The organism is Mucilaginibacter sp., assembly GCF_028288225.1.
Classification (GTDB): Bacteria; Bacteroidota; Bacteroidia; order Sphingobacteriales; family Sphingobacteriaceae; genus Mucilaginibacter.
Map to the genome: position 1 here is coordinate 1 of NZ_JAQBOC010000011.1, position 26,306 is coordinate 26,306.

Here is a 26,306-nt window from a genome sequence, read left to right on the forward strand (position 1 = left end):
AACCAGCGACCCTCTGATTAACAGTCAGATGCTCTAACCAGCTGAGCTACTCAGGAGTATTTTCTGGTTTGGAGTGGTGCAAAAGTATGATTTCTGATGTAATTTCACAATATTTGTCAAAAAAAAAATTAAAATATTTTACATGAGTTTGTTAGTGATTGGTACTGTGGCGTTTGACGCAATTGAAACCCCTTTTGGGAAAACTGATAAGATTGTTGGTGGGGCCGCAACATATGCAAGTTTAGCTGCATCGTACTTTTATGATAAGGTTAAAATTGTAGCGGTTGTTGGTGATGACTTTCCAAAAGAGGAAATTGCGAGTCTTAATAAACATACAATTGATACCGAAGGCTTACAGATTAAAAAAGGCGAAAAATCATTTTTTTGGAGCGGAAAATATCATAATGATATGAATAGTCGCGATACATTGATAACAGAGTTGAATGTTCTGGCTGACTTTGACCCTATCATTCCGGAAGCTTACCAGAGTTGCGAGTTCCTGATGTTGGGCAATCTTACCCCACAGGTACAGCAAACGGTTATTAAACGCCTTAAAAACCGCCCTAAGCTTATTGTAATGGATACCATGAACTTTTGGATGGACATTGCAATGGATGATTTGCTGGAAACTATTAAAATGGTTGATGTATTAACCATTAATGATGCCGAAGCCCGCCAGCTATCAGATGAGTACTCATTAGTTAAAGCGGCCCGCAAAATTTTAACTATGGGACCTAAATACCTGATCATTAAAAAAGGTGAGCATGGCGCATTACTTTTCCACGAAGATCATATTTTCTCAGCTCCTGCACTTCCGCTTGCTGAGGTATTTGACCCAACAGGTGCCGGTGATACTTTTGCCGGTGGTTTTATTGGTTATATGGCCAAAGTGGGTACGGTTAATTTCAACAACATGAAAAATGCAATCATCTTTGGATCGGCATTGGCATCATTCTGCGTTGAAAAATTTGGAACAGAAAAAATTAAGAATCTTTCACAGGAAGAAATTGCTGCACGTGTACAAGAGTTTGTACGCTTGTCGTCATTCGAGATATAAAACAAATATAATAGTCGCTCGCAGCAGGTGAGCGACTATTATTATAAAGCTACCGATAATTGGGGTTAGCTAATCATTTTAATATTCCAGCCACTTTTTTATATTCAGGCTCACCATATCACCTTCATTGTATTTCCCCTCGTCATTCACTACACGTAGCAGAATGCCATCATTCTCCAGTATCAGGTCCTCATAAAAGCCTTTAAATAAAACTTGCTGAACCTTCCACTTACTGGTTTTAAGAACTTTATTTATCCTTATCCATTCGGGGTAAACTACTACATATTCCTTATCAGCTCGCATGCCGCAAGCTTTCGCTTCATTAGCGTTTAAAACATTACAATTGGTGAGCAGTTCTGCAGTATATAAATTAAGCGGATTTTGATAAAGTGATTTTGGATGACCGCCCTCTACTATTTCACCAGTTTTAAGCACCAGCAGTTTATCAGCCATAGAAAGCACCTCTGCCGGATCATGTGATACCATTACTACCGTAAGGCCGGTTTCCCTTACAATCTGTCTTATATCGTGCTGTAAGCCTTCCCTAAAAGATGTATCTACCTGGTTAAAGGGTTCATCCAGTAATAAAACCTCCGGCCGGGTAATAATGGCCCGCGCAATGGCTACACGTTGCTTTTCGCCGCCACTCAAATCGGCCACGCGTTGCTTGGCCAGCTGCATCATGTTTAGCTGGGTTAAAATCTCTTCAGTTTTTTCTTCTTTAAGCCTTACATTTGTACTGGGCAACATGGCCGATACATTATCCCAAACACGGGCAAAAAGGTTAAGGTCATTGGTATGCTGGGTAACCATCTTCATGGCATCATGCCCAGGGATCAGTTTTTCTTCGGGGCCCCAAATTCGCTCACCCTTAAAATTTACGATTCCTTCATCCGGCGACATTAAGCCATACAGCAATTTTAATAATGTGCTTTTACCGCTCCCGCTCTGGCCTATTATAGCAGTTATTTTACCGGGTTCAATATCCAGACTAATATTTTTTACTCCCGATGCCTCTGCTCCGCTATAAGTTTTAGTTACTGAAATTGCCTGTAAAAAAGGTGCCTTTACCATTAGGCGAAGATAATACGATTTTGGGGATTTTAGGATAGCACATACATTTACCAGCCAACACTTAAGCCGAATGAAAAGTTCTTTAATCCTTTTTGGTCGGGGCTGTTTTCAAACATATCGTTAAAGTAGTATTTAGCGAAGATACCCATGAAACCATAACCTACACGGGCATACATGCCATATCGTAATTTGGTGTAATGATAATCGTCATTAAATTTTTGTTTACCGTTCTCTTCACTTATTTGCTTAACACGTCCGTTCAATAATATGCCAATATCCGGACCGGCAACAAAATGAAACCTGCGACCACTGGCATCTTCATGTGTGCGAAAATCAAATCCTAAAGGTATGCGCAAGTAGCTTGACGAGAAGCGATTTTTACTGTAATTAATATTATCTGTTTGGTAGGTTAATACAGGTTGGTTACGCAGAATGGTAATATTATCACGCAGGCGAATATGTGTCCAATCAAAACCACCGGCTATGTATATTTTGAAAGTGCTGCTAAAACGATAGCCAAACTGTATCACATCAAAACCCACATTGCTGGTTTTCCATTGGCGATAACTCAGAAATTGATTGTTTGGTGATAAGGTAAAGCTGCCATTATCTATTAGTGTTGCCAAACCCAAATCGAACCGTGTAAAGGTAAGCCCAAATGAAAAGCCCGGCGCTTTTGATGCGTGATAAGCGGTATCTCTATCATTTACTGTTACTCCGGCAACATCCTCGCCAAAGCCCAGCTTTACTTTCACTTTTTTTGTTTTAACACTATCACTACGCGTTTTTACGCTATCAGTAGTACTGTTTTGTGCAAACGTAACAACGGTAGTTATAGATATTAACAGGGTAAATATTATGCGTTTCATATGTTCTGTATATAGTCGTTATTCTTGTTTTTTAATTTTTATCACTCCCAAATTAAGTCCGCTGATGGTCGACTCATCATCTTCTGTATTGGTAAATTCTATGATCTTATCCTTGCGTTTATCCACTTTGCTTACCACCACATTTATCAGGTCGCCAAGGCTGTTTATACGGTGTTTTTTGGCAGGCGTAGCAGCAATTATTTTTGCCTGTGGCACTTGTGCAACTAAAGCATTCGGCTTTGTTATTGGCACATCCTCAGTAATCTGCGTTTTTATACTTAAAGGTGTTTCAACATCAGGCACAGTAGGTTTTAGTATTTCGTTATTTCGCTCTACCACTGCTGCAATTTGTTCAGTTGGTTTATTAGTGATTTCAACTGGTTTAGTTTCCTTATCAATGCCAATGATACTGCCTTTATATACTTTGTTAACCTTTGTTACTGATGCAACCTTTTCTGAAGGTTTAAGCAAATTATTGTCCTTAACAGGTGCTATAATTACTTTTGGTTCGCTGTTGTTTTTAACAGCCAATATTTGCACTGGCTTTTTAGTATTTACTTTTACCTGCGGTATAAAGTACAGCCCTATAGCCACCATTACCAGTATGCTTGCCGCAATACTTAAGTAAGGGAATAATGCTTTTTTATACTTATTGGCATTAAGCTTATCAGTAATATTTCCCCACACTTGTTGTGATGGTTCAACCTCAAAATTTTCAAATTCCGATCTGAATAATTGATCAATTTCTTTATCCTGCATATCCATATCTCTTTTTCTCCATTTTTAAAATCTGCTCCTTTAAAATCGCCCGCGCCCTTGACAATTGCGATTTTGATGCGCCCTCGCTTATCCCTGCCATCTCCGCAATCTCTTTGTGCGAATAACCATCTATAGCATACAGGTTAAACACCATCCTATAACCCGGCGACAGATCCTTTATAAGCAGTAGCAGATCTTTTGCCTCCAGGCTGCTGGCTGCAACCGCGTTCACTGATGGCTCATGCCCTACATTATCTATATCAACTACTTGCATCATTTTATGATGACTGCGGTAGTACTCAATTGAACTATGTACCATAATACGCCTAACCCATCCTTCAAAGGCCCCTTCTCCCCTATAACTGTCCATTTTTTGAAAAACCTTGATAAAGCCATTTTGCAGCATATCTTCGGCCTCCATCCTGTCAGTGGCATACCGCAGGCAAACACCCAGCATTTTACCAGCCAACTGCTTATACAGCAATTCCTGTGCTTTACGCTGACCGGCTTTACACCGCTTTACAAGTTCGTCGATAGTAGTTTTAGGTTCCAAAAACATCATTTAACAGTAAGATGTACAAGAAGCGTAAATGGTTGCATGGGTTGTAAAATAATTTTGACTATTATTAACTAATGATAACTCTCAACGGTAAAGATTACAAATTATATTATTTAGATACGTGTGCCTTAAGCGAATTAGTTAAAGATCGATCAGGCTTTGGTAGTAGCTTGTTAAATATTGTACTTGAGGATGGCATTATAGCATTTTCTGTGAACTCGATTTGGGAGTTAAAGTCGGCGCCAGTTATTTATAAAGCTGCTATGGAAGTACTAAGTGTATTACCTTCCATGATACTTAAAACAGGCGAAATGATATTTGATGAAGAATATAAGCAATTCAAAAATTCAAATCATGAGTTCTTCCCATATATCACCCCTTTTTCGGCATCAATATTCAAAAAAAATGGTATTGATTTATTGAAAATTGTAGAGGAAAAAGTGACAAATAAGAAAAATGATTTGGCGAAAAATTTTAGAGAAGATACCTTTCAATTCTTAAGAAAAAACCCATCAAACATTTACTCAAGAGAAGACCTGAAAGATAAATCCAAATTACGATTGAGTGTTGAGATGTGCGCGTTTCAACTTGCCACGCAGTATCGAATGATCGAAATAGGAAAATTTATTGAGAACAATGAATTTCCGATTAACAATTTCCCCTCTTTAATATCAATGGCTTATTTATTACATTACAAATATTTACAGGCTGATAGAAAAGGATCTTCAAGTGATGTAGAGGACATTTTGATGTCAGCTTTATACCCTTACGTAGATGTTGTTGTTACAGAAAGAAACCAGTGTGAAATAATTCGCCAAATAAAAAATTATTCAGGCTTTCTTTCAACACTAAACACTTTCACACTAAGTCAAATAAAAGCCCTTTTATGAAAAGAAAAGCTATTTTGTTATTAATATCAATACTGATATCATTAAAGATATTTGCCCAAGAACAATACTTTTTACTTAAACCCGATAGAGTATTTGATGGAAAAGACATCCATACTAATTGGTGGGTTTTAGTTAAAGGCAAAAAAATTGAAGCTGTAGGTGACCCTTCAACAATAAAAATTCCTGCATCTGTAAAAATTATTGAGCTAAAAGGCACAACACTAATGCCCGGCATGATAGAAGGGCATTCGCATCTGTTTCTTCACCCTTACAATGAAGCCAGCTGGAACGATCAGGTATTGACCGAGAGCCGCGCAGAGCGTACTGCCCGCGCCGTTGAACATGCTAAAGCTACCTTAATGGCAGGTTTTACAACAATTCGTGATTTGGGTACTGAAGGCGCAGGTTATGATGATGTAGGTTTAAAGTCGGCTATTAACAAAGGAATTATTCCCGGCCCGCGGATGCTGGTTGCCACCCGGGCAATTGTAGCTACAGGTAGTTATGGACCAAAAAGTAATGTTACCGAAGCTGTATTACCTATAGGTGCTGAACAGGCTGATGGCTCAGAGGGATTAACCCGTGCTATACGCTCACAAATAGGCTATGGTGCCGATGTAATAAAGCTTTATGCCGATTACCGTTGGGGAGTAAACGGAACTGCCGCCCCTACTTTTACTTTGGATGAATTGAAAACAGCCGTGCAGGTTGCCGGCAGCAGCGGCAGGCAGGTAGTTGTACATTCCGGTACTGAAGAAGGTATGCGCCGTGCAATAGCGGCAGGTGTTCGAACTATTGAGCATGGAGATGGTGGCACGCCCGAAATATTTAAGCAAATGAAAGTTAAAAGTATTGCTTTATGCCCTACCCTTGCCGCAACCGAAGCTATCAGCAGCTACAAGGGATGGAAAAAAGGCATAGATGCCGACCCGGAAGCCGTTAAACATAAACACGAAATATTTACCGAAGCGCTGAAAGCCGGCGTAACTATTTGCATGGGTGGCGATGTTGGCGTATTTACCCATGGCGATAATGCCCGCGAAATGCTGCTAATGGCAGAATATGGTATGAAAAATATAGATGTGTTGCGATCTGCTACATCTGTTAACGCCGATGTGTTTGAGCTGAAAGATCTGGGCAATATTAAGGCTGGTTATCTGGCTGATATTATTGCTGTGGAGGGCAATCCTGCGGAAGACATTAAGGTGGTTAAGCAGGTAAGGCTGGTGATGAAGGATGGGGTAGTTTATTTGCAGAAATAAATCTATTTCTTCTCTCTGTAATACTTATAGATCTTCACTGCCGACATAATAATGAGGCTGAAGACAATAATGCCAATTACTCCAAATATCCAGTTTAGTGCACTTTTTAGCACAATTAAAAAAACAATAGCAAATAGTATAATGGTAGCCAGTTCGTTCCAGATGCGGAGCTGGGTAGATGTCCATTTAAAAATACCTTTAGCCATCTGGTTCATTTTATGCTGGCAAACAAAATGATAAGCTATCAACCCGGCAACAAACGTAAGCTTGATGTGCATAAAGCCGAATTGCAGCCAAACAGGTTTTAGTATAAGCATAGTGATACCTGCGGCAATAGTAAGTACCATAGACGGCACGGCAATGATATACCACAGCTTGCGTTCCATTATTTCAAACTGATCTGAAAGTATTTTACGGTCGGGTTGTGGCTTCTCCTGCGCTTCGGTATGGTAAATAAACAGGCGTACACCGTAAAATAGTCCCGCCATCCAGCAGACTACAAAAATAATATGAATGGCTAAAACGTATTGGTACATTGTTTTTTCAGTGTGTCATTGCGAGGAGCGTAGCGACGTGGCAATCTCGTCGAATGCTTATTAAACGCGATGAGATTGCCACGCTATCGCTCGCAATGACATTGGTATTATTAGTATCTAAACTCTTTTATTACTTCTACCGCGTACTTCACATTATCAAACGGAATATCGGGCATAATGCCGTGACCCAGATTGAAAATAAAGCCCGGTTCACCTTTCATACGATCAAACAAGCGGTATATGCGTTCTTTGATCACTTTTTTATCAGCATACAAAATATGCGGATCAAGGTTACCCTGTACAGCTATGCTTTGTGGTAAACGCTTTTTCATATCTAGCAGATCAACATTCCAATCTATAGATATTACATCCGGTTTAGCTTCAGCCATTAACGGTGCAAACACCGAGCTTCCTTTACAGAAGGATATCACCGGAATATCTTTTCTATTTAGCTTGCTAATGATCTCAGCAATATAACGATGCGAAAATTCGGTATAATCATCCCACGATAAAGCCTGTGCCCAGCTGTCAAATATCTGCACGGCATTAACACCGGCAGCAATCTGCATATTCAGGTAATCGGCTGTAACGGTAGCAATCTTTGAAAGCAACTGATGGGCCATAGCAGGCTCATTATGCAACATTAGTTTAGTCAGCTTAAAATCTTTTGATGATCCGCCTTCAACTAAATAGCTCATTACAGTAAACGGCGCACCCGCAAAACCTATCAGCGGGATACTGCCATTAAGGCGCTGTTGTATCACCTTTATAGCATCGGCTATATATTGCAGCTTATCACCTACGTTAGTTTGCAGGTTATCAATATCAGCCTGTGTACGTACAGGATTGGCAAATTTAGGGCCAACACCTTGTGTAAAGCTCAGGTCGCCACCCATAGCTTCGCCTGTAACCAATATATCTGAAAATAAAATAGCGGCATCAATACCCAGCAGGTCAACCGGTAACATGGTTACATCGGCAGCTAGTTCAGGGGTTTTGCACATCTCCAGGAAAGAATATTTGTTTTTTATTTCCCAATACTCAGGCATAAAACGGCCTGCCTGGCGCATCATCCATACCGGCGGGCGTTCTGTTTGTTGTGAAAATGCGGCTTTAATTAGTAACGAATCTTTCATATATGTTAGAGAAACAAGAGGTAAGAATCAAGATACAAGACAAATCCTCTTGGTTCCTGGCTCTTATTTCTTGTATCTGATTTAATGTTTCTTTAATTCCTGCTCAACCTTCAGGATCACATCCTTCATTTTAGCAGTTATGTGTTCTTTATACTTTTCGGTTAATGATAAATAAGCCCGTGCCTTATCATAATTACCATTACGTACGTTTATATTAGCTACATGTACCAGGGCTGCAACATGGTCATTGGCGCTACGTAACGGGTACTGAGCGGCTAATTCGTAATGTCGTTCCGCTTCGGTATATTCCTGTTTTTGCAGGCATATGCCACCATATATAAATTCATAAAAACCTCGTCGCTTTTTGCTTAACCAATCCGGACGGGCAATTTGCCTTAATAGATTCTCTGCTTTTGTATATTCTTTCTGGTGAAAAGCTTTTGCTGCCAGTACAATGGTTCCCTGTTTAAAGTATCCCCATATCAGTAAAAAAATAAACAAAGCCGCCACAGCCGCCAGCTCATAAATCCTAAGCTTAAGAATAACAGCCAGCAGTATTACAAAAAGCCCGATGACTAAAATTCGTGCTTTATTAGTAAACATTAATGCTGGTTATCAGTAAATTTATAGCCTACACCGCGGATAGAATGAAAATAAACCGGGTTTTTAGGATCTGGTTCAAAATATTTACGGAATGTTAGGATAAAATTATCAATGGTACGGGTTGATGGATATACATCATAGTTCCATACAGTCTCCAGAATTTGCTCGCGCGATACGGCTTCATTTCTACGCTCAATCAAAAGCTTAAGCAGCATTGTTTCTTTTTTAGTAAGCGGTGTAATGCTTTCATCCTCGTTAACCAATTCAAACGAATTGAAGTGGATGGTTTTATCACCTATCTTATAGCTGTTAAACTCTTTAAGATCATCACCTTTCAAACTGCGTTTTACAAGGTTGTTCACCCTCAAAATCAGTTCTTCCAGGTTAAATGGTTTAGTCAGATAATCATCAGCACCTTTTTTAAGTCCTGATATTTTATCCTCATTAGTATTTTTTGCTGTAAGGAACATGATAGGCACTTCAGAGTTTTCTAAACGAATAGTCTCTGCAACCACAAAGCCGTCAATCTCAGGCATCATTACATCCAGTATTACCAGGTTAAAACGCTCTTCTTTAAATATTTGCAATGCCTTTTTACCATTGGTGGCAGTTGATACCTTGTAACCTTCAAGCTCAAGGTTAAGCTTTATGGCCTCAAGCAAATGCTCTTCGTCCTCGGCTAGTAAAATTCTTTTTTTGTTTGGCATGTGATTTAAGTTAATTGTACACTAATATTCACGAATTATATCGAATTGATTTTTAACACTAATTGTCACGAATTGAATCGAATTCACGAATTTTAAATAAAAACTATAAAAGCAGATTTGTGAAAATTCGCCTTAATTAGTGTAATTCGTGTTCACTTAATTCGCCTTCATTCGTGCAATTCGTGTTTCTCAATCAAAAACTACTTCAAATATACTACCTACCGGGCGGTTATCCTTCACTTTTATGCTTGCCTGGTGCTTCTCTAATACTTCTTTTACAATGTACAGACCTAAACCGGTACCTTTTGTGTTGCGGGTATCCTCGCTGCCTACTCTGTAGAACTTATCGAAAATACGATGTTTTTCATGATCGGCTATCCCGATACCATGATCAGCCACTTCTAAAAATATTTTACCATCCTTTGAAAAAAGCTTTACAACCACAGTTTCGCAGGGCCCTGAGTATTTAATGGCATTCTCTATCAGGTTGGTTACAACAGATGTAAGCGCAAATTTATCGCCGGTTATCTCAACTTTAGGCTCAATCTCGGCATCAATTATCTGTTGTGTACCCTCGCATTTGGTTATTTGTAAACGGTTAACAATGCTATCAACTAAAACTGAAAGACTGAATTTGTCTTTAGGAAAAGTATAGGAGCGGTTATCAATTTTTGAGGCCAGCAGCATATTCTCAACCATATCATCAAGCCGCTCAATATCCATTAATGACTTGCCGATAAAATTTAATGTTTGTTCTTTAGTGAGATTTCTTTTTTGAATAGTTTGTAAAAGGATCTTGATAGATGCCAGGGGCGATTTAAGCTCGTGCGTTACCGAAAGCAAAAAATTCTTTTTCTGCTCCTGGAGCTTACGTTCGCGGTTTATTGACCGGTGAAGCGAATAAGCGCCGGCAAAAAACACAACGATGAATATAGAGCCTTCGCTTAATATCATGCCGAAGCTGCTGGGCATCATCTTAATGAGCAAATAACCCCACCATATCAGTTCAGCCAAAGCATAAATGATAAGGGCATAGAAAATTACGAATGATCTCTTCATGTCAGTTTGTTTTACAGTTGCCGGTTCTCAGTTTGCAGTGGGTTATTAACTAAAGATAGTTCAAAATTGCCACCTGCTCACTGTAAACTGCCTACTTTTCTCTGAATACCACTTCAAGGCTATCAAATATAGCACGTTTTGCTTTCTCAAGGTCTATTTTAGTGTGGGCTGATGATATAAACCCAACCTCATAGCCACTGGGACCTAAATAAATACCCCTGTTCAGCAATTCCCGGTGTAATTTTTTAAATTTTTCCATGCTTGCAGGATCAATTTCATCTGCCTTACGGATTGCCTCCTTATCAGTAAAGGCAAACCAAAATATGGAGCCAATAGAAAATACCTTAAACCTGTAATTACGGGCAGTAGCAAAACGTTGGATAGCTTCAGTAAATTCTTCTGTTTTATTGTTAATGTCGCGATAAAACCCCATACGCAGCAATTCACTTAGCTGTGCAATACCGGCAGCCATAGCAACCGGGTTGCCTGATAGTGTTCCAGCCTGGTAAACTCCGCCATCCGGCGAAATATTGCTCATGATCTCTGCCGAGGAGCCATAAGCCCCAACAGGTAAGCCACCGCCAATTATTTTACCATAGGTAACAATATCAGGTTTAATATGATAATAACCTGCAGCCCCCTCAAAGCCAAGCCTGAAACCCGAAATTACCTCATCAAATATTAATAAAGTGCCATTTTGGGTGCATATTTCGCGCAGGTATTGCAAAAATTCCTTTTCCTGCAACAGCAGGCCATTGTTGGCAGGTACCGGCTCAATAATTATGGCAGCTATCTGGTCTTTAAATTCATCAAAAGCTTTTTGGATAGCTTCCCTGTCATTAAGTGCAACTACAATGGTTTCATCAGCAAATGATTTTGGCACGCCAGCTGACGAAGTTTCGCCAAAAGTAACCAGACCAGAGCCTGCTTTCACAAGCAATGAATCGGTATGGCCATGATAGCATCCTTCAAACTTCAGGATCTTATCACGCTTTGTATAGCCGCGTGCAAGCCTTATGGCCGACATAACAGCCTCGGTACCTGAGCTAACAAAGCGCAGCTTCTCAATAAATTTATTGTTTTTGATGATAAGTTCGGCCAACTCATTTTCCAATGCGGTAGGTGCACCGAACGACATACCGTTCTGCATTACCTCTATCACCTTCTCGCGTACCTTGGTATTATTATGACCAAGGATCAGCGGGCCCCATGAACAGCAAAAATCAATAAACTGGTTATCGTCAGCATCCCACAAATGGCAGCCATCGCCCTTTTTTATAAAAAGCGGTGTACCGTAAACAGATTTAAACGCTCTTACCGGCGAATTTACCCCACCCGGGAAAAACGTCTTAGCCTTTGCATACAGTTCTGCCGATTTTTCCCGATTAATATCAGGCTTGCCTGTTGAGCCTGCTGGCTCATTCCCCTCCGACGTAAATTTCTTTTTTATTGAATCAAACATATAGCCCCCTCTAAATCTCCCCCTAAAGGGAGGAGACTTTTTATTTTTTACGTAAATAATACGCTTTTTTATTGCTTTATTTCAACTTGCATTCCTGTTCCCCCTTTAGGGGGTTAGGGGGCAACTACAACCATTTATTCTCCAAAACCTCTTTGGCATGATACGTTAGTATCGCAGTGGCACCTGCACGCCTTATACTGGTAAGAACTTCGGTAATGGCGCGCTGCTCATTCAGCCAGCCTTTTTGAATGGCCGCTTTTATCATGGCATATTCGCCGCTTACATTATACGCCGCAACGGGCAGTTCCGTATTATCCTTTATTAATTTAATTATATCCAGGTAAGGCAGGGCCGGTTTTACCATTAAAAAGTCGGCACCTTCCAGCTCATCCAAATTAGCTTCAATTAATGCCTCCCGCTGGTTGGCGGGATTCATCTGGTAAGTTTTTTTATCGCCAAATTTAGGAGCCGAATTTAACGCATCCCTGAATGGCCCGTAGAACGCGCTGGCATACTTCGCCGAGTACGACATGATTGATACGTTGGTAAACTTATTATCATCCAATACCTTGCGGATATAGCCCACACGGCCATCCATCATATCGCTTGGGGCAATAATATCTGCACCGCATTGGGCATGAGCAAGGGCCATTTTGCCAAGCACCTCAAGCGTTTCATCATTCAGGATCTCGCCATTCTCAACAATACCATCGTGGCCATCGCTGCTGTAGGGGTCCATGGCTACATCGGTAATAACGCAGGCTTCAGGGAAAGTCTTTTTTACTTCGCGGATTGCACGCAGGTAAAGGCTCTCTTCACGATGACTTTCAGTAGCATATTTATCTTTAAGAGATTCCTCGATATTTGGGAACAGATCAAAAGAATTCAAACCAAGTTTAAGACAGCTTTCAATCTCGCGCAGCAAATTATCAATAGAATAACGATAAATGCCCGGCATGGAAGCTACTTCACTTTTTTGAAAAGTACCATCAACTATAAACAGCGGAAATATCAGGTTAGCTGCGCTAACATGCGTTTCCTGCACCATCTGGCGGATAACTTCACTTTTTCGGTTTCTTCGTGGTCGTTGCAACATATTTAGTTTATTAGTTCAATTGTTCATTGGTTCATTGGTGCTTAGTTATTGATTCAAAGCGGACAGTATAAGTGCGCTACCAATGAACTAATGAGCGAATGAACCGATGAACTACATTAACACCTTTGGCTCAAACAAATTGTTCCAAACACGGCTTCTGCCAGGCCGGGTTCATCAGGCGAGTAAGGCAGGGTATATTTTACACCCATTTCATCCAGCTTTTTACCTGTTGATACGCCTATGGCTATGATCTTTTGGTCAGGGTCGAGCAGGTTATCAACAAAGTAAGCTTCAACATTTGAAGGACTTGTAAACACCATTATCTCCGCACCGGTTTGTTGTACATCGTCTTCCAGTATAGTTTCATATACCGTAAGGTCAATGATCTTTGTATCGGCTGATAGTGCTTGCTGAATGCTCCGCATAGAGTTTTCAGCAGACGGGAACACTACAGTTTTTCCGTTGGCCAGGGCTGCAAATTCGGCTGCCACCTCTGCAGGGTCGCCATCGCCGGTAAAGTCAACAAAGTGCCCCTTACGCCTAAGCATATCTTCTGATCCGCTCCCCATCACCCCGAATTTTACTTTTTTAGGCAACAGGGGGTTAAGCTGAAAGAAATATTCCACCGCATTTTTGCTGCTGAAAAACAGCCAGTCGGCATTTTTTAAAATATAGTTATCCAGTTTGGTAATTACCGCTACGGTGCGGATCAGCGAGCGGGCCTCAACCTCAATATCATGTTTCTCTAATGCCTTGCGGAAATAGCTTTTTTCAGATAGCTCACGTGATATAAACACCTTCATGGGGAACTTACGGTCCTTACTAAAAAACAAGGCTACTTTTTGAGCCAGTCCTTCAGTTGTTGGGGCTTCTAAAAATAACCTGTCAGGAAACTCATCGCCTTCATCGGCTTTTGAGGTAAATACCTGGTAAACGCCATCTTCCTTACGGCAATAGCAGCCTAAAGGCAAATGGCAGCCGCCGCCAAACAACTGTAAAAGGGTACGTTCAACCGCAAGCTCTTCGGCAACATCCGGGTGGTTTAATGGCTGTATGGCCTCAAACAACTCTTTATCATTTTCGCGGATCTGGATAGCCAATGCACCTTGTGCCGGTGCGGGGATCAGTTCTGTTGGCGTTAGTTCCTCTACATAAAAATCGCTCAGATCCAAACCCAGTCTGCTAACACCGGCTTTGGCCAGCATTATAGCATCGTAATTTTCACCGCGCAGCTTATTTACGCGGGTGGGCACATTGCCCCTTAAATCTTTTATATCCAGGTCGGGGCGGTAAGCCAGCAGCTGTGCTTTACGCCTGTTTGATGATGTACCAACAATACCGCCATATTTAACAGATAGTTTTTGGTGCACATCAACACAATCCTTCAGTATCAGCAGTAGCTCAGATGGATCTTCCCGTTCTGAAACTGCTGCGATAATGAGTCCCGGAGGGTTTTCAGTTGGCAGGTCCTTGTGCGAGTGTACCGCAATATCAATGGTGCCAGCCAATAATTCATCTTCAAGTTCTTTGGTAAAAAAGCCTTTGCCTTCCAGCTTATCAAAGCTCAGGTTAAGTATGCGGTCGCCTTGTGTTTTGATGATCTTCAGCTCAACAGAAATGTTAAGAGCCTCAAGGCTATCTTTTACAAAGTTTGCCTGCCAAAGCGCCAGATCACTGCCGCGGGTTCCTATAATTAGTTTTCTGTCCAAAGGGCTTAATTATTTGCAATGGCAAATTTAATATTTTATGGGGATGATAATGCACACCAACTTAACGAATTAATTCAAATTGCAAGAGGATGACCCGGAATACACCGCAGCATTGTTAATTGTCCAAACCATGATTCGCCTGATTAAAGGATTGGAGGATGCATAGCGTTCTGATTTAGGTTGATTCTTTCGAATGGTTTTAGAAAACGTTGACGGAGGCGAAAAGGATTTAATTTTCTTCGTCAACCCGCTTTCTCCATACAAGTAAAACAAAAATATCTGACAATATCAGATAAGTCATTATAAAAGTTATGTTTTGTGTCGAAGTCGCATCTGACTGAATAACACTCGGCATATTAATATCGATGATAAAACTTGCAAAAGCTAGTATTAATGGCATAACGAAAAAGAAAAGCAATAAAAAAAAGAAAATCAATTGTATTTTTTTCCAGGTAAAATGAAGCAGCAGGTAAAAAATATACGTTATTGAAATTGCAAATATTAAGCTATATCCGTAATTGTCGATTTCTAATTTTCCCCAATAGAAAGCGCAGGCAATCATCAGTAAGGAGTAAATGGAGATGTGTTTTATAGGGATACTTTTAAAAGACATGATTACTTAGTTAAAATTTTTTTTTCAGCACACTTCTTTTAGTTATACTCCCCTCTATACATTCGTTTAATGAGAAGCCTATACATCACTGGATTTACTTCACAAAATCAAGTAGCCTTAATAGTTCTTTATCCTCAATATCAGATTGCTGTGATTTGTCATAAATGGAAAGCAGGAATATAGAATGTTCACTGATAGCAAAATAAGTAATAACGCGAGCCCCACCGGATTTGCCTTTACCTTTGGATGCAATTGCCATACGTATTTTGTAACAGTCATTACCCAGAGACGTTCCTTTATTCGGTTCTAACCTTAATTCGGTAATAAGGCCGGCGATTTCAGATTTTATGGAAGGATATCTTTTAACGAGTTTTTTAAACTGTTTATCAAAAGGAGGAATTGTTAAAACCTTATAGTTCATTAAGCAGCTCTTCTACCGGGCGGCCTTTAAGCTTACCTGACTTTATTTTTTCAACGTTTTTAAAAGCTTTTTTTATTTCACTTATCTCTTCAAAAAGTTCCGCATCGGGTGCAGAAATAGGCCTGGCTTTTACGTAGGAATAATTTTTAATTATTTCCATAAAGCCTGCAGCTTTGTTATCGGCAATATCAATTATTAATTTCATGGTTTTAATTATCTCAAATTTACCACTTATTCATTTAAAAATAAATAAATAGTTATAAATTTAGTTTGCTGCCGCGGGTTTAGCGCAGCGTAACTAATGGTTCAAAAAAAGCACTTAAATATTTCTTCCAATTACCAATAAAAGTTCTTGTGCCGACCGATGGTTATTATCCGTATCGGCAAGCTTTAAGAAATGGCGAGCTTTATGAATTGATCTTTCAACTGTTTCCCCATCTAAATATATTCTTCCCAATAAGTAGTTTGCTTCGTCAACTTCATATTGACAGTTTCTAAATTCAGATACGTCCTGTGAAATTTTTAATAATATTTCAAGAGCATTTTCTATGCTTTTTTCAGTTCCTATCCCAAAGTGATAGCACAATGCTAATTGTAGTGAATTTGATTTGCCGAGGTTTTGGGCAATTTCATAAAGCTCAAATGCTTTTTTATACTCCTGTTTATTCCTACGAATTATAGCCAAATTATTTGCTGAAATGCCGGAGCCGTTATCAATTCCTTTTTTATAAAGTTCAATTGCTAATTCTATATCCGGGTCACAATAAATTCCTTCACTTAAAAAATCAGCAGTCCGAATAATTGCATCATCATTGCCGTTTTTATAGGCTTTGTAATACCATTCAAAAGCGTTCGATTTGCCTTCGGCTGCAATTTCTACGTCTGCTATTATTAGTCCATAATCATAGTGCGATGCAACTTCAAATTGGGCCACATTATCCCCGGCTTTGGCGAGTTGTAGCAAGGTATTCCAATCTTGAATGTTTGTTATTTGAGTTGCCATTTTGAAGGGTATTTTATCCGGTCAAGGTAATAAAAATATACAAACAGCCATCAACCATCCCTTAATCAGGCGAATCATGGTTTAAAAAAATGCGTTAAGGATGGAAGTGGATACCGGCCCGAGCCTAAGGCCTGCAGGCGTATGAACAGACAGCCTGGGCCGCAGGCAACGCCCCGTTAATTATTATTGATCAATATATCCTTAGCCATTATCATGGGCACGCTGATATATTTTTTCTCCATGTAGTTGATCACTTTTTCAAGTACTTCGCGGCTATGCTGGTCCATGCCCTGCACTTCTTCGGCGAAAACAGAATTGATTGCCGTGTTGCGGATCTCTTTTATTTTTTCAGGAACCTGGCGCATGGCAAGCTCAATGCGGCGTTGCTTAAGCTCCAGTAAAAAATCGTTAATATTTTGCTCAATAATGCCTTCGGCATGGGTAAGCTCCTCATAACGCTCCTGCAGGTTCTTTTTGGCAACTTCGTTTAATGAGTGTACCTCAATAAAGTTTACCGGGAATTTTTCCAGCACATCCGGGTGGGTATCATTTGGCACAGCAAGGTCAACAATAGTTTTGCGACCGGTATCGCCATTTAATAATCCTTCATAAATTTCAGGAGTAATAATTGGCTCAGTTGAAGATGTACAGGTTATAATGGCATCAAAGCCTTTATTATAAGTTTTTAAAGCTTCAAGGTTAAATGCCTCACCGTTCAGATCAGCTGCTAATTTGGCTGCATTTGCAACAGTGCGGTTAAATACCGAAAAGTTTGAGAACTTATGTTTTTGAAGATATTTTGAAATATTGCGGTTTGTTTCGCCTGCGCCTATGATCAGGATGCGTGCGTTGGTGCACAGCTTAAGGTCCCTAAGCTTACGGTAAGCCAATGACACTACCGAAATAGGATTTTTTGAAATATTGGTATGCGTATAAACCTCTTTGGCTGTTTTTACTATGCAGTTCATATACATGCGCAACCCGTCGCCGGTTAGGCCCGCTTCTTTGCAGTTTTCGTATGCTTTGCGTAATTGGGCAAGGATCTCCTTTTCACCAACTATCAGGCTTTCAAGCGAGCATGAGGTACGCAGCAGGTGCTCAAGGGCCTCCCTGTCTTCATAAATAGAAGCCGAATCTAAAAATGTGCCGGTAGATACAGGGCAAAGTCCCATATCAATAGAATCCATAAACTCTTTGGCAAATGCTTTGTCAACCACATGCGATGTAAGCATCACAAATTCAACCCGGTTACAGGTTGACAGGTAAAACATTTCGGAAATGCCGAATTGAGTTTTTACCCTATGCAGTTTCTCTGTTAGATTCTCCTGGCAAATCACCAATTTCCCCAACTCTTTCAGCTCAATGTGTTTATGCGTAAAAGCGATTACCTTTAGATACTTCAAAGCTATTTTAAAATTTGACCCTACAAAAGTAACAGGTTTAATACGATGCAGTGTCAACCCTTTGTCATACAGTTGTATTTAGAATGTTTATAAATAAAGGGTGCTTTTTTTGACAATTAAATAGCTTTTACCTATAAAATGACACATAAAATAACGAAAATGTTAAAAAAGCGAGCCTTGGTATCCGTGTAATTGGCTATTTGGCAGCCGGGGTCGAGCACTTTAGGTTTCCGACAGCCGGCATCCGCATCATTCCGTACTATATCTGCCTGCCAAAACTTATGAATTTGCAGCCGGAGTTTTTTGAAATATTATTTGGTTTGATGTTAATTTTAAAAGTAACCAGGCCCCTGGCTACATGGAAGATTATTTTTATGCGGATTGCCTTTTTACCGGTACATATTGATATGGTTTCCGTGATCCTTTTCAATTGGGCAGCCTTTATGTAAGCCCGTTTATAGCCTGAATAAGGCTGGTTGCAGCTATGGGTTCGAAAGCAATTATTTAATCATCCAATATTATATCTTTGGTTTAATTATGATCACAAAACAAAACTTCAACATCCCAGGCGCCAAAGGTCGTGGTATGCTGATGGACCTCACCTATAAAACGTCAATAAAAAATGCACCATTGGTAATTTTTGCCCATGGCTTTAAAGGCTTTAAGGACTGGGGTGCACATAACCTGGTTGCGAATTACTTTGCCGAACATGGTTTCAGGTTTTTGAAATTCAATTTTTCGCACAATGGCACCACTGCCGACAAGCCAACCGACTTTGCCGACCTGATTGCTTTTGCCGATAATACGTTTTCTATTGAGCTGGAAGATCTGAAAGCGGTTATTGATTTCGCATGCGGCGGATCAGGAATAGCGGCTGCAAGAAGTGTTTATTTAATGGGGCACAGCATGGGCGGCGGTATGAGCATTATAAAAGCTGCCGAAGACCCCCGGGTAAAAAAACTGGTTACCATGGCTTCCATATCAGGATTCCGGAATTTATGGCCGCAGGAAATTGAAGAACAATGGCGCTTAACCGGTATTACTTACATGCTAAATAAACGGACCGGACAGCAAATGCCTTTAAAAGTTAGCCTGCTTAATGATTTGGACAGGAACCCTGCGCGGCTTGATATACTGGCCCATGCCGCCAAAGTAAAACAACCCTGGCTTATTGTGCATGGTGATGAAGATACCTCTGTACCTGTAACCCACGCCGAAGAACTGAAAGCAGCGCAACCACACGCTACGTACTCAGTAATTCAGGGGGCTGACCATGTATTTGGCGCAACACAGCCTTATGCTGAGCAAAGTTTACCCGTTCATTTGCTTGAATTTTGTAAGCAAACAATTGCTTTTCTAAAAAAATAGCTTGTTTATTTTGACCTGCAGCCAGGTATTAAACGTTTATTAAACTTAATGCAAAAGCGTTTGTTAGACGCAAGGATGAGAATGTAACAATTCAGCTTCATAATACTTCACTAAAATGCCTGTAGTATATTTGGGCAGTAATTTACACCTATCTATGAGTTTATCAGGGGCGAGTAAAAAGGGGAGAAAGTTTTTAAATCCGATCCCTACCAATGAGGTCGGATTTGGCAAAATGATCCCCATATTAAAAGAATACTATAACAACAAAGCCGAAAACACCCCCAAACAGCAATTAGGTCCGTTTAAAACCGATGTTTCAGTCTTTCAAGCTCCTCCTGAAACGGGATTAAGGATCACATTGATCGGGCATTCGAGCTTGTTGATAGAGATTGATGGCAAACGGATCCTGACCGACCCTGTTTGGAGCGACAGGGTATCGTTCAGCTCATTTTTTGGGCCTAAACGCTTCTATCAGTCGCCTATAACACTGGAGGAGCTGCCACCATTAGATGCCATTATCCTGTCACATGATCATTACGACCATCTTGATAAAAACACCATTAAGTTTTTTGCAGATAAAACAATCCCGTTCATCTGCTCGCTTGGCGTTGGGAAGCTTATTGAAGATTGGGGCATTGAAAGAAACTATATCAGTGAACTGGATTGGGGCGATAGCATAATGCTTGATGGAGATTGCAATATAATAGCAACCCCGGCGAGGCATTTTAGTGGTCGTGGTGTAATTGGCCGCAACGAAACCTTATGGTCATCATTTGTAATTAAAAGCCCCCGGCATAATATATTTTTTGGTGCGGATTCCGGCTGGTTTCCCGGCTTTAAAGAGATAGGCGATACCTTTGGCCCGTTTGATCTGACCATGCTGGAGATTGGCGCTTACGGAACATACTGGCCCGACATCCACATGGGTCCCGACAATGCATCAAACGCCCACCTGGCACTAAACGGAAAGCTGATGATGCCTATCCATTGGGGCACCTTTAACCTTGCACCACATGCCTGGTATGAACCAATTGAACGGTTAGTAACCTATGCCAAAGAAAAGCATATTGAACTGTTTGTACCTGAACCGGGGAAACCCACAGAGGTGAAGCCATATGTTTCCGGGTGGTGGCAGAAATACCGCTGATTTTAATGATTAAATGATTTCGCTGATTAGGGGATTTTTTGACTTTTAACTGGGGATCCTTGAATCCTAAGCATCATGGTTCAGAACCTGCTGTAACGGCTGTAATGTTTGTATTAGGAAATAACATGCGTAACAGGCGATACAGCAGAACCCCCACAGTACGTTATTGCAATGACGTGGTGAAGAAGGTTTTGAGTTGATGCCTGTATTTTTTGTAAATGTTGTATTGGGGTATTACAGGTGTTACAGGAAATACAGCAGTTCAACCAATCCGCATCGTCATTGGCTGATCTGATTGCTTGCAACCTGCTTCCAAGCAATCTCTAAGCCATCCATGCACGGGGAATAAAAAAGCCATGTGTAAACTAATCAAGCGGCTGTAAGGCCCTATCAGTATAAAGGTTCATTAACTGTCCTGTGTAGTCCGCCAGCTGGCGGATCGTTCCTCGCAATGACGGGGCGATGAGGTTTTTTTCAGATAACCTGCTGTAACGGGTGTAATGTTTGTATTGAGAGATAACATACGTAACAGGTGATACAAGGAGAACAGCAATTCCAATTGAAACACGGTACTTACCCGTTAACCGCTTTCGGAAACCTCAATATCAACTGCGGATCGGGGACATTCTTCAGGTAGATCTCTTTTTCTGAATAACGGCAAACACCGGGGTAATCTCCCTGCTTGCCTACCATATCAAACATTAGCTGGAAATGTAAATGCGGAGGCCAGTGGCCATTCTCTTCTATTTGTCCAAAGCTGGCTATCTTTTCATTTTTGCTGAAGGGTTTGCCAGGATACAAGCCATCAAGGCTTTTACGGCTGAGGTGGCCATATAGGGTATACAGCTTCAAATCATCCAATTGATGTTCAATAATTATGGTTGGCCCGTAATCGCCAAAGTTATCATTATCGTTAAAGCTGTGAACCTTTCCCTGTAAGGGTGAATAAACTTGCGTGCCTGCTGAAGCCCATATATCAACCCCTAAATGCAGCCTGCGTGGCTCATCACCGGCGTCAAAGTGAGCGCTGCGGGCATAGATGGTGCGGTGCTCCATATAACCGCCAATGCCATATTTGCAATTATTACCGCTAAGTTTACGATTTATCCATTGGTTGAATTTCGCTGTGTCCGAAAAAGTATCAGCATCCAGCTCCGTATTTGAGGCCGTAAAATTAAAATGATACAAGTTATCAGCAGCCAGATCAAAATCAATCACTTTACCAGCAATACCAGGGTGGGCGGCTAAATAAGCAGCTAAGCGGACGGCAGCATCCATTATGGTTATTCAGTTTCAGGGTGCTTGTCTTCTTTGCTTATTTTATCAAATATCTTGTCCATCCGCTCAACGTATTCGCTGGTATCATCCACAAAAAACTCCAGTTGGGGTATTATCCTTACCTGGTCTTTTATACGGGCGCCCAGTTTGTACCTGATCTCGGATGCATGCAATTTTATGGTTTGCAGCGCCAGCGGTGTATTGGTATTATTAAAAAAGCTTAAAAATACGCGGGCAATAGCCAAATCAGGCGTAACCCTAACTTTGGTAATTGTGATAAGCGTGTTTGGTAAATAGTTTACTCCCTCGCGCTGAAATATAGCGGCCAGGTCCTGTTGTATTACTCCTGCAAATTTTTGCTGACGTTTTGATTCCATGTTATTTTAAGCTGAAAGGTAAAAGCGGAAAGCGGAAAGCTTCCTCATCCAATCCCTCGTTATTCTTTTATTTGCAAATCCCTTATTGTGCTTTTTGCTTTGGTCTTTTAGCTTTAAGCTCCCTACCTGCACATATCCTGGGGGATCTCTTTTGTTATTTTTATTAATTTTTTAACTACCAGGGTACTGTCATACTCCGAGCCGAGACCTTCTTTGTCCGACCGTACCTTTATACCTTCTACTTCAACATAAACAGGCTCATAAGGTTTTTCAAAATTAAGCTGCGAGTATTTTAATTCAAGCTGGGCCGAGTTATCTGTAACCCAAAATTCACGGCCGCTATCGCAATCTTTAAATGATTTTACTTCAGGCCCAAAGCTATATACTCCCTTGTAAACAACAGCCTCTGTTTTATTACCACCGCTATTATTGCATGAGCAGGCAGCAATAGCCACTACGCATATTAAATATCTTAACCACCTCACATGCATTCAATAAATTTACAAATCTTGTTTAATATCATTAAGCCCTTTAATGCTCAGGCGTGCACTTATGCCCGATGCAATTACCGAAATAGAAACAACGGTTAAAAACACCAGTATAAAGTCTCTCAGCAATAACGCAATTGGGTAAGCATCAATTATCGACTTGTCAGTCCCCATCTTTACTAAACCAAAACGTTGCTGCAATATACAAAATATAAGGCCTAAAAATATACCTGCAATACAGCCAGTTATTGATATCATCATCCCTTCAAAAAAGAAGATTCCCTGTATAAGTTGTTTATTAGCGCCAAGGCTGGTTAAAATGGCTATGTCTTTCCGTTTATCCATAACCAGCATGGTTAACGAACCTATGATATTAAATATTGCGATAATTAGCACAAACACCAAAATCATAAAAATAAACCAGCGTTCGTAATTTAATGTTTTGTATAGCTCGGCATTTTGCTGGCTCCGGTTCTTCACCGTAAAATTATGTCCTATCTTATCCTTTATAACATCCTGCTCATCTTTCAAATTGGTTCCTTTTTTAAAGTTGATCTCTAATGATGAAACATTTACCGGCTGATTAAGCAGATCCCGCGCAAAATCAATAGGGGTAATTATCAGATCGTCAAACTCCTGTCCGAGGCCAAAAATACCCGTTGGATAAATAGGGCGTACCGTAAACGCATTTAATGGATTTGCCCCGGTACCGGCATCGCGGTTTGGTGAGTAGATCTCTAAAGGTGTAAACTGATCGCGAATGCTTACCCCAAGGCTGCTTTGCACAGTTGAACCGATAACTGCATAATTGTTTCCATCGCGTTTTAAAGTGAATGAGCCCGATTGAATAATACTATCCAGGTTTCCCCTTTTCATAAACTGGGCGCTCACTCCTTTTATTGATCCAATAACAGGTTTGCCATCATACTTTACCAGAACTTTTTCCTGTAATACCTCTATAAATGAAAAGACCTTGTCATCTTTTCGCAGCGTATTAAAATAAACTGTGTTGGGATTAAAAGTTTTACCCATGCGGGGCTCAATTTTTATTTCGGGCGTAAAGTTGCTGTACAGCGATAGTATTACCTCCTCAAACCCGTTAAACACCGATAAAATAATAATGAGTGCAGCGCTGCCAATTAAAACCCCCAGCATGGATATGCCGGAGATGATGTTTATCGCATGCATCTTCTTACGGGAAAATAAATATCTTTTAGCTATGTAGATGGATGTATTCAATGTTGAATGAGTAGTTAATGAGTTAGTGATTTTACACATGCATCAATAACGCCTTAAAGGTAATGGCTTTTTGGCAATATTTATACAACAGGCTTGCGAGCAGTTAAGATTGTAACGTTTGTAAATGTTGTATTGGGGGTTTACAGGCGTTACAGGAAATACAGCATTGCAATTCATTATAACAGGAGGAAACGATTTTATGTCAATAGCTGTATTTTTTGTAAATGTTGTATTGGGGGTTTACAAGCGTTACAGAAAATACAATAATGCAATTCATTATAACAGGAGGAAACAGTTTTATATCAATAGCTGTATTTTTTGTAATTGTTGTATTGGGGGTTTACAGGCGTTACAGAAAATACAATAATCTCATCATCAATATAAATGGTTAATTATATAATATTAACTTACTATATATTGAATTTCTCTTTTTTATGATAAGATGTTATGTTACGCTGTAACGTTTGTAAAGGGACAATACAGTTGTTACACGCGTTACAGCTACTTAGTTCAGAAAAGGATTGGTCACTTTCTCATACCCGATAGTAGTATCCGGCCCATGCCCGGGATAAACAATGCAATCATCAGGCAATAAAAATAATTTTTGTTCGATGTTATCTACCAGCTGACTAAAGTTACCTCCGGGCAGATCACTCCTGCCTATGCTGCCCCTGAACAGTACATCACCCCCTATTAATATATTAGCATCCTTATCATAAAAACACAAATGCGCCGGCGAATGACCAGGAGCGAAGATCAGGTGGAGCGTTGTATTTCCAAAGCTAACAGTACCGGTTTCAGGCAAATATTCATCTGGCAATGGCGATAGTTCATAACGCATACCCATTGATGGCGCGTACGCAGAAACGGCCTCCAAAAGCGGCAGCTCGCCTTCATGGAACTTTGGATTTAATCCGTACTGATCAAAAACAAATTTATTGCCCAGCACATGGTCAATATGACAATGGGTATTTAGCAGCAAAACCGGTTTTAAATTATTGTTCCTGATAAAATTTACCACCACATTTTGCTCAGATGCGGTTTCCATACCAGGGTCAATAATAACGCACTCGCCGCTGTCATCATATAAAATATAGGTATTTTCCTGGTAAGGGTTATTTACAAAATGCTGAACGTTGGCCATAGGGCAAAAGTAGTTGATTTTGGATATGCGGATGTGCAAATTTGCGGATTTTTTTGACTGCGGAAGGTTTTGAATGCGGAAGGTTTTGGATTGATTGGATGGAAAACCGGTAAAAACTATTTAAAAATATGAATAAGTTTATCGTTTTTTAACAGATATGCTCCTGTGGTAGCCGTTAAAAAAATATGATTAAATTGTGTTTTAGTGATATTTAGATCAAGCCCCGGAATCACATACTCTTTTAAAATATGTTCCTTAGCAACAGTTGCAAAATAAGAGTCAGCATTGTTTAATGCTGGCCCGGCTACATAAATGGTGTCATTTATTTTTTGAATCTGGTAAATTTCATACGCTTTTCTAAAATCCATTAGCGTATCCGTTTTACCTCCTTTCCTTTTTACATACAGCTTATTATCGTGGCGATCGATAAAATAATTATCGGCACTAATGTCTGCCATTTCATCCTCCTTAGGCAATTGCTTAACATATTGCCAGTGATGTTGCGGGTCGTTTCCTAAAAGCGAATAAACTTTTTTATCCCAGAAATTGATAACTAAAAACGCCTGATTGGGCTTTGAATAAATGTGATAAGGGAAAAACACATTTGTATTAAATATATAACCATCCCACGTTTTCCCGCAATCGGCAGATTTAAATATTCTGCAATGACTTGCTTCATGAATACCTTTCCATCGTACCAAACCCCACCAAATACCCTTATTATCAATAGTTATCTCATCAAGTCTATTTAATTTCTTTGCCAGCCATTCCCAGCTTTTACCACCATTAGTACTTAATTCAATCCCAAGAAAACGTCTGAATAAAACTATTGTATTTTTTGATGGCTCAAAAGCTCCATAAATCGCACGGTCTTTTTCAGCTTCCTTAAGCGCTTGTTCCCATGTTATCCTTTTTATCTGAGGCTTTTGATTTATTGTGTCATGATGAAATTTTTTAAACGAAAGATTGTTCCTTTCGCATGAACAAATAATAAACATTAAGGAAATTATTAAATAATAAAATTTCATAGTAGTATTAAAACCAAAA

The 26,306-nt window shown here is 40.1% G+C and carries 27 protein-coding genes; 5 read left to right on the top strand and 22 right to left on the bottom strand.

The genetic code is table 11. The annotated features are described in order from the left end of the window. Positions 1–142 precede the first annotated feature (142 nt). Complete coding sequence (locus JWQ54_RS02790) at positions 143–1,057, top strand: PfkB family carbohydrate kinase (RefSeq protein ID WP_299579857.1); 915 nt, start codon at positions 143–145, stop codon at positions 1,055–1,057. 78 nt (positions 1,058–1,135) lie between these two features. Here JWQ54_RS02790 and JWQ54_RS02795 read toward each other — a convergent pair whose 3' ends face one another. The 4 genes from JWQ54_RS02795 to JWQ54_RS02810 are packed head-to-tail and all read right to left on the bottom strand — an operon-like array spanning position 1,136 to position 4,318. Next, positions 1,136–2,131, bottom strand: coding sequence for an ABC transporter ATP-binding protein (locus tag JWQ54_RS02795; RefSeq protein WP_299579859.1), 996 nt, complete (start codon positions 2,129–2,131; stop codon positions 1,136–1,138). A gap of 47 nt (positions 2,132–2,178) precedes the next feature. Then, positions 2,179–3,000, bottom strand: coding sequence for an outer membrane beta-barrel protein (locus tag JWQ54_RS02800; protein ID WP_299579861.1), 822 nt, complete (start codon positions 2,998–3,000; stop codon positions 2,179–2,181). A gap of 18 nt (positions 3,001–3,018) precedes the next feature. Then, a complete protein-coding gene (locus tag JWQ54_RS02805) occupies positions 3,019–3,759 on the bottom strand; it encodes a hypothetical protein (RefSeq protein ID WP_299579864.1) in 741 nt (246 codons plus the stop codon). Continuing rightward, entirely contained in the window at positions 3,749–4,318 is a 570-nt protein-coding gene (locus JWQ54_RS02810; RefSeq protein WP_299579961.1) for an RNA polymerase sigma factor, read from the bottom strand. Before JWQ54_RS02810 ends, JWQ54_RS02805 begins: the two co-directional genes overlap by 11 nt. A gap of 74 nt (positions 4,319–4,392) precedes the next feature. Between JWQ54_RS02810 and JWQ54_RS02815 the strand changes: the two genes are divergently transcribed. Continuing rightward, positions 4,393–5,208, top strand: a complete 816-nt coding sequence (locus JWQ54_RS02815) for a hypothetical protein (RefSeq protein ID WP_299579867.1) — start codon at positions 4,393–4,395, stop codon at positions 5,206–5,208. Beyond that, positions 5,205–6,470 carry an amidohydrolase family protein gene (locus JWQ54_RS02820; protein WP_299579870.1) on the top strand — a complete coding sequence of 422 codons (1,266 nt, stop codon included), beginning with the start codon at positions 5,205–5,207 and terminating at the stop codon, positions 6,468–6,470. The genes JWQ54_RS02815 and JWQ54_RS02820 overlap by 4 nt, the downstream gene beginning before the upstream one ends. Before the next feature lie 2 nt (positions 6,471–6,472). Here JWQ54_RS02820 and JWQ54_RS02825 read toward each other — a convergent pair whose 3' ends face one another. From JWQ54_RS02825 to hemA, 12 genes are all read right to left on the bottom strand, one after another. Further along, entirely contained in the window at positions 6,473–7,006 is a 534-nt protein-coding gene (locus JWQ54_RS02825) for a CopD family protein (protein WP_299579873.1), read from the bottom strand. A 110-nt stretch (positions 7,007–7,116) separates the two neighbouring features. Further along, positions 7,117–8,142, bottom strand: a complete 1,026-nt coding sequence (hemE, locus tag JWQ54_RS02830; RefSeq protein WP_299579876.1) for a uroporphyrinogen decarboxylase — start codon at positions 8,140–8,142, stop codon at positions 7,117–7,119. 81 nt (positions 8,143–8,223) lie between these two features. Further along, entirely contained in the window at positions 8,224–8,745 is a 522-nt protein-coding gene (locus tag JWQ54_RS02835) for a tetratricopeptide repeat protein (RefSeq protein WP_299579879.1), read from the bottom strand. Further along, positions 8,745–9,452, bottom strand: a complete 708-nt coding sequence (locus tag JWQ54_RS02840) for a response regulator transcription factor (protein ID WP_299579882.1) — start codon at positions 9,450–9,452, stop codon at positions 8,745–8,747. The genes JWQ54_RS02835 and JWQ54_RS02840 overlap by 1 nt, the downstream gene beginning before the upstream one ends. Before the next feature lie 189 nt (positions 9,453–9,641). Beyond that, complete coding sequence (locus JWQ54_RS02845) at positions 9,642–10,511, bottom strand: sensor histidine kinase KdpD (RefSeq protein ID WP_299579885.1); 870 nt, start codon at positions 10,509–10,511, stop codon at positions 9,642–9,644. A gap of 91 nt (positions 10,512–10,602) precedes the next feature. Beyond that, entirely contained in the window at positions 10,603–11,973 is a 1,371-nt protein-coding gene (gene hemL, locus JWQ54_RS02850) for a glutamate-1-semialdehyde 2,1-aminomutase (RefSeq protein ID WP_299579888.1), read from the bottom strand. 124 nt (positions 11,974–12,097) lie between these two features. Continuing rightward, a complete protein-coding gene (gene hemB, locus JWQ54_RS02855; RefSeq protein ID WP_299579891.1) occupies positions 12,098–13,069 on the bottom strand; it encodes a porphobilinogen synthase in 972 nt (323 codons plus the stop codon). A 116-nt stretch (positions 13,070–13,185) separates the two neighbouring features. Continuing rightward, entirely contained in the window at positions 13,186–14,778 is a 1,593-nt protein-coding gene (gene hemC / locus JWQ54_RS02860) for a hydroxymethylbilane synthase (protein WP_299579894.1), read from the bottom strand. Between the two features lie 707 nt (positions 14,779–15,485). Then, complete coding sequence (locus tag JWQ54_RS02865; RefSeq protein WP_299579897.1) at positions 15,486–15,812, bottom strand: type II toxin-antitoxin system RelE/ParE family toxin; 327 nt, start codon at positions 15,810–15,812, stop codon at positions 15,486–15,488. After that, positions 15,802–16,017 (bottom strand): hypothetical protein, encoded by a 216-nt coding sequence (locus tag JWQ54_RS02870; protein WP_299579900.1) that lies wholly within the window; start codon positions 16,015–16,017, stop codon positions 15,802–15,804. The genes JWQ54_RS02865 and JWQ54_RS02870 overlap by 11 nt, the downstream gene beginning before the upstream one ends. A gap of 114 nt (positions 16,018–16,131) precedes the next feature. Next, on the bottom strand, positions 16,132–16,815 hold the full coding sequence (locus tag JWQ54_RS02875; protein WP_299579903.1) for a tetratricopeptide repeat protein: 684 nt from the start codon (positions 16,813–16,815) through the stop codon (positions 16,132–16,134). Positions 16,816–16,991: 176 nt separating this feature from the next. Then, complete coding sequence (gene hemA, locus JWQ54_RS02880) at positions 16,992–18,218, bottom strand: glutamyl-tRNA reductase (RefSeq protein WP_299579906.1); 1,227 nt, start codon at positions 18,216–18,218, stop codon at positions 16,992–16,994. A gap of 537 nt (positions 18,219–18,755) precedes the next feature. Here hemA and JWQ54_RS02885 point away from each other — a divergent pair. Both JWQ54_RS02885 and JWQ54_RS02890 read left to right on the top strand, forming a co-directional pair. Then, the gene (locus JWQ54_RS02885; RefSeq protein WP_299579909.1) at positions 18,756–19,586 is read left to right on the top strand and encodes an alpha/beta fold hydrolase; all 831 of its coding nucleotides are present in this window, start codon (positions 18,756–18,758) and stop codon (positions 19,584–19,586) included. A 115-nt stretch (positions 19,587–19,701) separates the two neighbouring features. After that, on the top strand, positions 19,702–20,733 hold the full coding sequence (locus JWQ54_RS02890) for an MBL fold metallo-hydrolase (RefSeq protein ID WP_299579911.1): 1,032 nt from the start codon (positions 19,702–19,704) through the stop codon (positions 20,731–20,733). A gap of 573 nt (positions 20,734–21,306) precedes the next feature. Here the strand turns inward: JWQ54_RS02890 and JWQ54_RS02895 are convergent. The 6 genes from JWQ54_RS02895 to JWQ54_RS02920 form a co-directional block, all read right to left on the bottom strand. Then, positions 21,307–22,011 (bottom strand): peptidoglycan DD-metalloendopeptidase family protein, encoded by a 705-nt coding sequence (locus JWQ54_RS02895; protein ID WP_299579914.1) that lies wholly within the window; start codon positions 22,009–22,011, stop codon positions 21,307–21,309. 5 nt (positions 22,012–22,016) lie between these two features. Further along, positions 22,017–22,388: a 30S ribosome-binding factor RbfA gene (gene rbfA / locus JWQ54_RS02900; protein ID WP_299579917.1), complete on the bottom strand. Its 372-nt coding sequence runs from the start codon at positions 22,386–22,388 to the stop codon at positions 22,017–22,019. A 122-nt stretch (positions 22,389–22,510) separates the two neighbouring features. Beyond that, positions 22,511–22,879, bottom strand: coding sequence for a hypothetical protein (locus JWQ54_RS02905; RefSeq protein WP_299579920.1), 369 nt, complete (start codon positions 22,877–22,879; stop codon positions 22,511–22,513). A gap of 9 nt (positions 22,880–22,888) precedes the next feature. Continuing rightward, on the bottom strand, positions 22,889–24,115 hold the full coding sequence (locus tag JWQ54_RS02910) for an FtsX-like permease family protein (RefSeq protein WP_299579923.1): 1,227 nt from the start codon (positions 24,113–24,115) through the stop codon (positions 22,889–22,891). 505 nt (positions 24,116–24,620) lie between these two features. Beyond that, positions 24,621–25,259, bottom strand: a complete 639-nt coding sequence (locus JWQ54_RS02915; protein WP_299579926.1) for an MBL fold metallo-hydrolase — start codon at positions 25,257–25,259, stop codon at positions 24,621–24,623. Between the two features lie 116 nt (positions 25,260–25,375). After that, a complete protein-coding gene (locus JWQ54_RS02920; RefSeq protein WP_299579929.1) occupies positions 25,376–26,257 on the bottom strand; it encodes a hypothetical protein in 882 nt (293 codons plus the stop codon). Between the last annotated feature and the right edge of the window lie 49 nt (positions 26,258–26,306).